This window comes from Streptococcus sp. HMSC077F03, from assembly GCF_001812375.1.
Lineage (GTDB): Bacteria > Bacillota > Bacilli > Lactobacillales > Streptococcaceae > Streptococcus > Streptococcus oralis_S.
The window spans coordinates 1-9,845 of sequence record NZ_KV808750.1 but is presented as its reverse complement, the minus strand read 5'-3'; the positions used below and the strand labels follow the sequence as shown (position 1 = coordinate 9,845).

The 9,845-nt window shown below is 36.5% G+C and carries 10 protein-coding genes and 1 tRNA gene; 8 read left to right on the top strand and 3 right to left on the bottom strand.

Annotated elements, in window-relative coordinates:
* Positions 1-112 precede the first annotated feature (112 nt).
* Positions 113-1,447 carry an Nramp family divalent metal transporter gene (locus HMPREF2853_RS00545; protein ID WP_070534563.1) on the top strand — a complete coding sequence of 445 codons (1,335 nt, stop codon included), beginning with the start codon at positions 113-115 and terminating at the stop codon, positions 1,445-1,447.
* 123 nt (positions 1,448-1,570) lie between these two features.
* On the opposite strand, the gene HMPREF2853_RS00540 is transcribed toward HMPREF2853_RS00545, so the two are convergent.
* The 3 genes from HMPREF2853_RS00540 to HMPREF2853_RS00530 all read right to left on the bottom strand — a co-directional run bounded on the left by HMPREF2853_RS00540 (position 1,571) and on the right by HMPREF2853_RS00530 (position 3,825).
* Complete coding sequence (locus HMPREF2853_RS00540; protein ID WP_000710762.1) at positions 1,571-1,813, bottom strand: type B 50S ribosomal protein L31; 243 nt, start codon at positions 1,811-1,813, stop codon at positions 1,571-1,573.
* Between the two features lie 160 nt (positions 1,814-1,973).
* The gene (locus HMPREF2853_RS00535; RefSeq protein ID WP_070534560.1) at positions 1,974-2,774 is read right to left on the bottom strand and encodes a DUF5336 domain-containing protein; all 801 of its coding nucleotides are present in this window, start codon (positions 2,772-2,774) and stop codon (positions 1,974-1,976) included.
* A gap of 106 nt (positions 2,775-2,880) precedes the next feature.
* Positions 2,881-3,825 carry a DHH family phosphoesterase gene (locus HMPREF2853_RS00530; protein ID WP_070534558.1) on the bottom strand — a complete coding sequence of 315 codons (945 nt, stop codon included), beginning with the start codon at positions 3,823-3,825 and terminating at the stop codon, positions 2,881-2,883.
* Between the two features lie 103 nt (positions 3,826-3,928).
* Between HMPREF2853_RS00530 and HMPREF2853_RS00525 the strand changes: the two genes are divergently transcribed.
* The 7 genes from HMPREF2853_RS00525 (at position 3,929) to cas9 (ending at position 9,665) form a co-directional block, all read left to right on the top strand.
* Positions 3,929-4,372, top strand: a complete 444-nt coding sequence (locus tag HMPREF2853_RS00525; RefSeq protein ID WP_001162123.1) for a flavodoxin — start codon at positions 3,929-3,931, stop codon at positions 4,370-4,372.
* A 117-nt stretch (positions 4,373-4,489) separates the two neighbouring features.
* The gene (locus tag HMPREF2853_RS00520; protein ID WP_070534556.1) at positions 4,490-4,756 is read left to right on the top strand and encodes a chorismate mutase; all 267 of its coding nucleotides are present in this window, start codon (positions 4,490-4,492) and stop codon (positions 4,754-4,756) included.
* Complete coding sequence (gene crcB, locus HMPREF2853_RS00515; protein WP_000712108.1) at positions 4,753-5,127, top strand: fluoride efflux transporter CrcB; 375 nt, start codon at positions 4,753-4,755, stop codon at positions 5,125-5,127. Before HMPREF2853_RS00520 ends, crcB (HMPREF2853_RS00515) begins: the two co-directional genes overlap by 4 nt.
* Positions 5,121-5,450 carry a fluoride efflux transporter CrcB gene (gene crcB / locus HMPREF2853_RS00510; RefSeq protein WP_070534554.1) on the top strand — a complete coding sequence of 110 codons (330 nt, stop codon included), beginning with the start codon at positions 5,121-5,123 and terminating at the stop codon, positions 5,448-5,450. The genes crcB (HMPREF2853_RS00515) and crcB (HMPREF2853_RS00510) overlap by 7 nt, the downstream gene beginning before the upstream one ends.
* A gap of 118 nt (positions 5,451-5,568) precedes the next feature.
* A complete protein-coding gene (gene rplS, locus HMPREF2853_RS00505) occupies positions 5,569-5,916 on the top strand; it encodes a 50S ribosomal protein L19 (RefSeq protein ID WP_001068669.1) in 348 nt (115 codons plus the stop codon).
* 42 nt (positions 5,917-5,958) lie between these two features.
* Positions 5,959-6,030 (top strand) — tRNA-Arg (locus tag HMPREF2853_RS00500).
* Between the two features lie 218 nt (positions 6,031-6,248).
* Positions 6,249-9,665 carry a type II CRISPR RNA-guided endonuclease Cas9 gene (gene cas9 / locus HMPREF2853_RS00495; RefSeq protein WP_070534552.1) on the top strand — a complete coding sequence of 1,139 codons (3,417 nt, stop codon included), beginning with the start codon at positions 6,249-6,251 and terminating at the stop codon, positions 9,663-9,665.
* Positions 9,666-9,845: the final 180 nt, after the last annotated feature.

Below are 9,845 nucleotides of genomic sequence, written 5' to 3'. Positions count from 1 at the left end.
AAAAACTAAATGTTTTTCATATAGTTTTCATTGTTTTAATAGTTTAAAGTCAATCTTATTTTTCTCTAATAGAAAATAATGAAAAAGTAGGTTTAGAAAGAGGTAAGTATCTATGTCTTCTCATAAAAAAGTGTCACTCTCTGAGATCAACCAATCTATTGAAACTCCTAATAACAATCATTTTTGGCAAAATCTAAAAGCATTTTTAGGACCTGGAGCCCTTGTAGCAGTTGGTTATATGGATCCTGGAAACTGGATTACCAGTGTGGTTGGTGGTGCTTCCTACAAATATAGTCTCTTATTTGTTATTTTGATTTCATCCATCATTGCCATGCAACTACAACAGATGGCTGGAAAGCTCGGTATCGTAACTAAGATGGACCTAGCACAGGCAACTGCACATCATGCTCCCAAGTGGCTTCGTTATAGTTTATGGGTGATTTTAGAATTAGCTTTAATGGCGACCGACTTAGCTGAGGTTCTAGGCTCAGCGATTGCCTTAAATCTTTTATTTAAAATACCAATTATGGTCGCTATCCTCTTAACCGTTTTAGACGTATTTCTTTTGTTGTTGTTGATGAAATTTGGCTTCAAAAAAATTGAAGCCATTGTTACGACCCTTATTTTAACCATATTAGCCATCTTTACCTATCTGGTGGCTTTATCCAATCCAAGTATTCAGGGTATTTTGGGTGGTTATTTACCGACTCCAACATTATTTGAAACACCATTACCAGGTCATGAAAGCCAATTGACTTTGGCTCTAGGAATTGTGGGAGCGACAGTCATGCCCCATAATCTCTATCTTCATTCATCCCTATCCCAAACAAGGAAAATCAATCACAAAGATAAGAAGGATGTTCGAAAAGCCGTTCGTTTTATGACCTGGGATTCAAATCTTCAGTTGTCCCTCGCCTTTATTGTCAATTCCTTACTGCTCATTTTAGGGGCCTCTCTCTTTTTTGGTCATGCATCTGAAATTTCAGCTTTCTCCCAAATGTACAATGCTTTACAGGATTCGACAATAGCAGGAGCTATAGCTAGCTCAACTCTGTCAACTTTGTTTGCTTTAGCCCTTTTAGCAAGTGGTCAAAATTCGACCATTACAGGTACTTTGACAGGACAGATTGTCATGGAAGGTTTCTTGCATCTGAAATTGCCTCAGTGGATTATCCGTATCGGTACCCGTATTTTTGCATTGCTTCCTGTGATTGTTGTTGCCGTTTTGTTTGGATATCAAGAAAAAACCTTGGATCAGTTATTGGTCTATTCACAGGTCTTTTTGTCAATTGCTCTTCCGTTTTCAATCTTCCCCTTAATTTATCTGACCTCTAAGAAGTCACTGATGGGAGAATTCACCAATGCCAAGTGGAACACAATCCTAGGTTACGCAGTTTCCATTATCTTAACCATTCTCAATATCAAACTTCTTTTTGATATTTTTTAAACTTGTTCAAATTAGTTTTCGGTACTAGCTTGAAGCTTGATATTGAGATAATAGCAGTGGTTGGTTCATAAAAACATAAAAAGAAGTAAAAAAAAAGAACAGTGGTAACTGTTCTTTTTATGATTATTTGAGACCGTATTTTTTGTTGAAACGATCCACGCGTCCATCTGCTTGAGTGAACTTTTGACGTCCAGTGTAGAATGGGTGTGAGTCTGATGAAATTTCCACACGGATCAATGGGTAAGTTTCGCCTTCGAACTCAACAGTTTCGTTAGAGCGTTTAGTTGAACCGCTAAGGAATTTGTAACCAGTAGTTGTGTCCATGAAGACAACTGGGCGATATTCTGGATGGATATCTTTTTTCATTTTGCAATATTTCCTTTCTGCCATGGTCTCTTTGCGAGCCATAGATTGTTACCTTACTAGTCTATCAGATTCTGGTAAGTTTGGCAAGTCTTTTCCCTGATTTTATTAAAAATATCGATAAAAATCACCCCAGTTTTTACTGAGGTGATAGGGAGAAGAATTATTGGTCCGCCTGACTTGGATCTTTTTGTTCTTCTTTCTCTTCATTTTTAGATTCAGTTGATTCTTCTTCAGCTGTTTCTTTTACTGTTTCACTTTCTTCAAAATTCTTATTTTCAGTAGTTTCTTCTTCAGCTAGTTCAGTTTCAACTGGTCCTTCTTTAACAGGTTCTTCATTTTCAGTTTCAGCTTCGACATGAGCTGGTTCTGTAGCTTCTTCATTTTGCTCAGACTCCTTTTCTACGGTCTCTGTTTTTTCAGCTGTAGTTTCTTCTTTTTTATGTTCTTGAGATTCTTTTTTGATTTCTTCGACTGCAGTTTTAACGGTAGAGCTTGTTACACGTCCGACAGTTTGAGCAAAATCTTTACCAGATTCAGCTAATTCAGTAAATAACTCTTTCGTAATTTTACCACCTGACATTGCCAAGAGACCAGTTACAACTAGTGCAATGCTAGCAAGAAGAGCTAAAATCAAACCAAAGCCGATTGAAATGCCATATCCACCAAAGTTAGACATGTACTTATTTACATTAAAGAGACTATTTAGTGTGACGAGAGTTGCAATTGCACCCGCAACAATGACACCAATTGAGAACCCTTTAGGCATTGCTTTATTCATGTTATTCAAGCACGCAAGAACAATAGACACAATAGCCGCGATAATGACAAACCACCCATCTCCTTGGTAACCATTCACACTATAGGACCCAAAAGAACCTGCATTTAAACTAGCCCATGGCAAGAGTGAACCAAGGATGGCTACTCCAGCAGAAATGAGAATATACAAACGATTTTTTTCCATTATTATGTCTCCTTTTATTCAGTTTGATTTATTATACCATAAACTGAGGTACAAAGAAACCGTATATTTTAAGAATCTAGCATAGAAAAGGCCAAGAAAATTCTTCTTAGCCTTGGTGCATCTGTAGAGCCTCTTTCAGCTCTTTGTATATTTGTTCGTTTTCTTCTAGACTATAGGAATTGGCGCCACTGGCTAATGGATGCCCTCCCCCGTCGTGTCGTTTGGCTATCTCATTGATAGGAGTGATTTTACTGCGCATACGTACACGGAAGTGACCATCAGCTTGTTCAACAAAGATAGCCCAAGCCTTAACGGTATCAATTCGACCAGGTGCTCCGACAATCGCAGCCGTTTCAGCATCCGTAACCTTATATTTTTCCAAGATGTCTTGAGTAAGAAGAACGCGTGCAGCCCCATTCTCATCAACTTCTAAGTGATCATAAACATATCCTTGCAATTTTGCAATCTTGAAGCTCATGGTATCCATTTGACGAGACAGTCTAGCAAAGTCAAAATCAATTTCTCGGAGCTGGCCAGCTATTCTAAAGGTTCGAGCACTAGTTGACGGGTAGAGAAAACGCCCTGTGTCCCCGACAATTCCTGCATAGAGAAGTCGTGCCGCTTCACTAGACAAAGCTAGCTGATTTTCTTGAGCAAATAATGCAATCATCTCACTGGCACTGCTTGAACTTGTATCCACCCAAGATAGGTCACCGTAGATATCATCATTTGGATGGTGATCGATTTTGATGGTGAAAGCAGCTTGTTCGTAGCGTTTATCATCGATACGAGGACGATTCGCTGTATCACAAATAATAGCAAGAGCTCCTTGGTAGACACTGTCTGGGACAGTATCCATTTCCGCCATCCAAGTAAGAGTTGGTTCGTTATAACCGACTGCTTTGATGGTCTTTTCTGGAAAATGGTGTGTGAGAAGAGCTTTCAAGCCCACTTGACTCCCTAAGGCATCTGGATCTGGTTTCATATGACGGTGAATGATAATGGTATCGTATTCTTTGATTTTCTCTAAAATTTGCTGGCAAATTTCCATAAATAACCTCAATTCTTTCTCATTTCATTGTAGCACAAGAATTTTTATTTTTAAAATGAAAAAGATATGATATAATGGAGAAAGATAAATTGAGGAGGACGATATGGCATTAGCAAAAATTGTATTTGCCAGTATGACCGGTAATACCGAAGAAATTGCAGATATTGTAGCAGACAAATTGCGTGACTTGGGCTTGGATGTCGATGTGGATGAATGTACGACTGTTGACGCTTCAGACTTCTTGGAGGCAGACATCGCAATCGTTGCGACTTATACTTATGGAGACGGAGAATTGCCAGATGAGATGATGGACTTCTACGAAGACCTAGCAGATCTCAACTTGAATGGCAAAATCTATGGAGTGGTCGGTTCAGGAGATACCTTCTACGACGAATTCTGTAAAGCTGTTGATGACTTTGATCGTGTATTTGTCGCGACAGGAGCAGAAAAAGGTTCAGCGTGTGTTAAAGTGGACCTCTCTGCCGAAGAAGAAGACATCGAACGTTTGGAACAATTCGCAGAAGAATTGGCTGCAAAAGTAGGATAAGAATCAAACTGCGCTGACTGGAAGAAGTCAGTGCGTTTTTTTATTAATTATTTTGGGATTTTACTAGCCTATTTGGTAGCTTTTTGATACAATAATTCAAATAAAGGAGGAGACTGTATGAACTTAGATATTATTCGGCAAGAAATTGATCAAATCGACGACCAAATCGTTAAGCTCCTAGAAGAACGAATGCATTTGGTTGAGGGAGTAGTTGCCTATAAGAAAGCCTCAGGAAAACCTATTTTAGATACTAAGAGAGAAGAAGTTATTTTTGAGAAAGTCAAAAATCGAGTAGAAGATAAGCGCTATCAGGAGACCATTGTTGCAACTTTTTCAGACATACTCAAACGTTCGCGTGATTATCAGGATCAAAACATTAAATGAAAAAAGAACAATTTTATCCGCTAGGGATTTTTCTAGCTGCAATGGTGGGAGGCCTTGCCCGCTATCTCATTTCCACTTGGTTACCAGCTAGCCCAGACTTTCCTTGGGGGACCCTTCTCGTCAACTATCTGGGAATATTCTGCTTGGTCTATCTGGTAAAAGGCTATCTGGCCTATAAGGGAACCAGCAAAGGCTTGGTTTTGGCGCTGGGGACGGGATTTTGTGGTGGCTTGACAACTTTTTCTAGCCTAATGCTTGATGCAGTAAAACTGCTTGATACCGGGCGTTATTTGAGCTTGGTAATCTACCTAGTATTGAGTATTGGCGGAGGGCTTTTATTTGCTTATTGTCTAGGGAGGAAGAAATGGTAGTATTTTATCTAGCGCTTGCTTGTGGACTGGGTGCCCTTGTCCGTTATTTCTTTTCCCGCTATAATCAAGCTTCTAAATTGCCTCTAGGAACTCTCATAGCCAATCTTCTCGGTTGTTTTTTGATTGGCTTGCTTTACAGCCATGTTGAGTCTAAGGAAGTCTATGCTATCCTAGCGACAGGTTTTTGTGGAGGATTAACGACATTTTCAACCTTGAATGACGAGCTGCAAAGACTGTTAAGTGACAAGAAGGTATTTTATAGCTATTTCCTCTTAACTTACTTAGGAGGTTTAGTAGCGATTTTTTTAGGAATTCTGCTATAAATTTCTTTACTTTTTTGTGGAAATTTGGTAAACTGTATCTTGTGTGTAATGGACATACAAAAATACAGTTTATCCGCTGAGGAAGGTTCCTCAAGATTGACAAAGATAGGAGAAAAAAATGAATCCATTAATCCAAAGCTTGACTGAAGGTCAACTTCGTACAGATATCCCATCATTCCGTCCTGGTGACACTGTTCGTGTACACGCGAAAGTTGTCGAAGGAAACCGTGAACGTATCCAGATTTTTGAAGGTGTTGTTATTGCACGTAAAGGTGCTGGCATCTCAGAAAACTACACAGTTCGCAAAATCTCTAACGGTGTAGGTGTTGAGCGTATCTTCCCAATCCACACTCCACGTGTTGAAAAGATTGAAGTTGTTCGTTACGGTAAAGTACGTCGTGCGAAATTGTACTACTTGCGTGCTCTTCAAGGTAAAGCAGCTCGTATCAAAGAAATCCGTCGTTAATTCGACTAAAAAACTCTGCTCACCCAGCAGGGTTTTTCTCTAGCTCCCTTAGTTCAATGGATATAACAACTCCCTCCTAAGGAGTAGTTGCAGGTTCGATTCCTGCAGGGGGCATAGAAACTATTGATTTTTATGTAGAAATCACTCAAGTTAAATACAACTCCAAGGCGTGAGATCACGCTTTTTTGTTTTTTATCAATGATCAAAACGTGAGAATTTGCATATAATTATAAAAAGATAGGATATTTTAGTTAATTGCATATAATGATTTGATTTTTTAGGAAGTAAGGAGTAAAATTTAATTAATATGATGATTAGTTAGGAGTATAATTATGAATGGTTTAGTTTTAGGATTGGATATCGGTATTGCCTCCGTAGGAGTGGGAATTCTAGAAAAAAATTCTGGAAAGATTGTTCATGCTAGTTCACGAATTTTTCCTGCTGCAACTGCTGACAATAATGTTGAAAGAAGAAAAAATAGACAGGCTCGACGATTACATCGTAGAAAAAAACACCGTGGTGTTCGGCTTAAGGATCTATTTGAAGACTATGGTTTGTTAACTGATTTTTCTAAGGTATCCATTAATCTTAATCCATATCGACTTCGTGTAGATGGATTGGATCAGCAACTAACGAATGAAGAGCTGTTCATAGCTTTAAAGAACATTGTTAAGAGACGTGGTATTAGCTATTTGGATGATGCTTCTGAGGATGGGGGTACAGTATCGTCTGATTATGGTAAGGCAGTTGAAGAAAATAGAAAATTACTTGCTGAAAAGACACCTGGTCAAATCCAACTAGAGCGTTTTGAAAAATATGGTCAATTAAGGGGAGATTTCACTGTTGTGGAAAATGGTGAGAAATGCCGATTGATCAATGTTTTTTCAACATCTGCGTATAAAAAGGAAGCTGAAAGAATTTTAAGAAAACAGCAAGACTTTAATAATCAGATTACGGATGAATTTATAGAGGATTATCTAAAAATCCTTACAGGGAAAAGAAAATATTATCATGGACCAGGAAATGAAAAATCACGGACGGATTATGGACGGTATACTACTCATAAAGACTCTAAAGGGGAGTACGTAACATTAGATAATATTTTTGGTGTTTTAATTGGTAAATGTACATTTTATCCTAATGAATACAGAGCTTCTAAAGCTTCCTATACTGCTCAAGAGTTTAACTTGCTAAATGATCTAAATAATTTAACAGTTCCTACAGAGACTAAGAAACTGAGTGAGGAACAAAAGAAAACAATCATTGAATATGCAAAGTCGGCGAAAACATTAGGGGCTTCAACCTTATTGAAATACATTGCTAAAATGATTGATACTTCAGTAGATCAGATACGTGGTTATCGAGTTGATGTAAACAATAAACCTGAAATACATACTTTTGAAGTCTATCGAAAAATGCAATCGCTAGAAACAATTTCAGTTGGGGAATTGTCTAGAAATGTTCTAGATGAGCTTGCACATATTTTAACTCTAAATACTGAACGAGAAGGTATAGAAGAAGCGATTAACACAAAGTTAAAAGATTCTTTTAGTCAAGATCAAGTACTTGAATTGGTTCAATTTAGAAAAAATAATAGCAGTCTATTTAGTAAGGGATGGCATAATTTTTCCCTTAAACTCATGATGGAATTGATACCAGAACTCTATGAAACTTCAGAAGAGCAAATGACAATTCTAACACGATTGGGGAAACAAAAATCTAAAGAAACATCAAAAAGAACCAAGTATATTGATGAAAAAGAATTAACAGAAGAAATTTATAACCCTGTAGTAGCAAAATCCGTCAGACAAGCTATAAAAATAATCAACGAAGCAACTAAAAAACATGGTATCTTTGATAATATCGTTATCGAAATGGCGCGTGAAAATAACGAAGAAGACGCTAAGAAAGATTATATAAAACGTCAAAAGGCAAACCAAGATGAGAAATATGCGGCTATGGAAAAAGCGGCGTTTCAATACAATGGGAAAAAAGAGTTGCCAGATAGTATTTTTCATGGGCATAAGGAATTGGCTACTAAGATTCGTTTATGGCACCAGCAGGGAGAGAAGTGTCTCTATACTGGGAAGAATATTCCAATTTCAGATTTAATTCACAATCAGTACATGTACGAAATTGACCATATTTTACCTCTATCTTTATCGTTTGACGATAGTCTATCTAATAAAGTATTGGTTCTAGCTACAGCAAACCAAGAAAAAGGCCAACGTACTCCGTTTCAGGCTTTAGATAGTATGGATGATGCCTGGTCCTACCGTGAGTTTAAATCTTATGTAAAAGAGTCTAAATTATTAGGTAATAAAAAGAAAGAGTACCTTTTAACGGAAGAAGATATTAGTAAAATTGAAGTGAAGCAGAAATTCATCGAACGAAATTTGGTTGATACTCGATATTCCTCTCGCGTTGTTTTAAATGCTCTACAAGATTTTTATAAAGCTCATAAATTCGATACAACTATTTCGGTGGTACGTGGACAATTTACCTCTCAGCTAAGAAGAAAGTGGAGACTTGAAAAGTCTCGTGAGACTTACCATCATCATGCTGTTGATGCCTTAATTATTGCCGCTTCGAGTCAATTAAGATTATGGAAAAAACAGAATAATCCTCTGATTGCTTATAAAGAAGGACAGTTTGTTGATTCAGAGACTGGAGAAATTATTTCATTAAGTGATGATGAATACAAAGAGTTAGTGTTTAAAGCTCCTTATGACCATTTTGTTGATACATTAAGTAGCAAGACATTTGAGGATAGTATTCTATTTTCTTATCAAGTAGATTCAAAATTTAATCGAAAAATTTCAGATGCTACAATTTATGCAACAAGAAAAGCAAAGTTGGATAAAGAGAAAAAAGAATACACTTATACTTTGGGAAAAATTAAAGATATCTATTCTTTAGGGACTAAAACCCCTTCTAAAACTGGGTTCTATAAGTTTTTAGATTTATACAATAAGGATAAATCCCAATTTTTAATGTTTCAGAAAGATAGAAAAACTTGGGATGAAGTAATCGAGAAGATAATAGAACAATATCGACCATTTAAAGAATACGATAAAACTGGAAAATTAGTCGATTTTAATCCATTTGAGAAATATAGACAAGAAAATGGGCCAATCCGTAAGTACAGTAAAAAAGGCAATGGTCCAGAAATTAAAAGTCTTAAATACTATGATAATAAACTAGGTAATCACATTGATATCACACCAGATGGTAGTGATAATCAAGTGGTTCTTCAGTCACTTAAGCCTTGGAGGACAGATGTATATTTTAATCATCAGACTAAAAAATATGAATTGATGGGTTTGAAATATTCTGATTTATCTTTTGAAAAAGGTAGTGGGAAATATAGTATTTCTATTGAGAAGTATAATTCTATAAAGATAATCGAAGGTGTTGATGAACAGTCTGAATTTAAGTTTACTTTATATAAAAATGATTTAATTTTAATAAAGGATGTTGAAAAAGGTCAAGAACAATTGTTTAGATTTTTATCTAGAAATAATAAAGGAAAACAGCAAGTTCAATTAAAACCATTGAATAAATCAGATTTTGAAAAAGGTGAAAAATTGATTGATATTTTTGACACTGTTCCGAACAGTACAACACAATGTGTAAAGGGATTAAATAAATCAAATATCTCCATTTTTAAAGTTAAAACAGATGTTTTAGGTAATAAACATTTCATCAAAAAAGAGGGTGACGAACCAAAACTCAAATTTAAAAAATAATTTTAAAAAGAGTTGCAAATGCTTTTACAATGTATTATAATAGTAATTGTAAGGGACGCCTTGCACAGTTACTTAAATCTTGCAGAAGCTACAAAGATAAGGCTTCATGCCGAATTCAACACCCTGTCATTTATGGCGGGGTGTTTTCGTTATGTGACTACTAGTCCGTCTCGCTCCGCA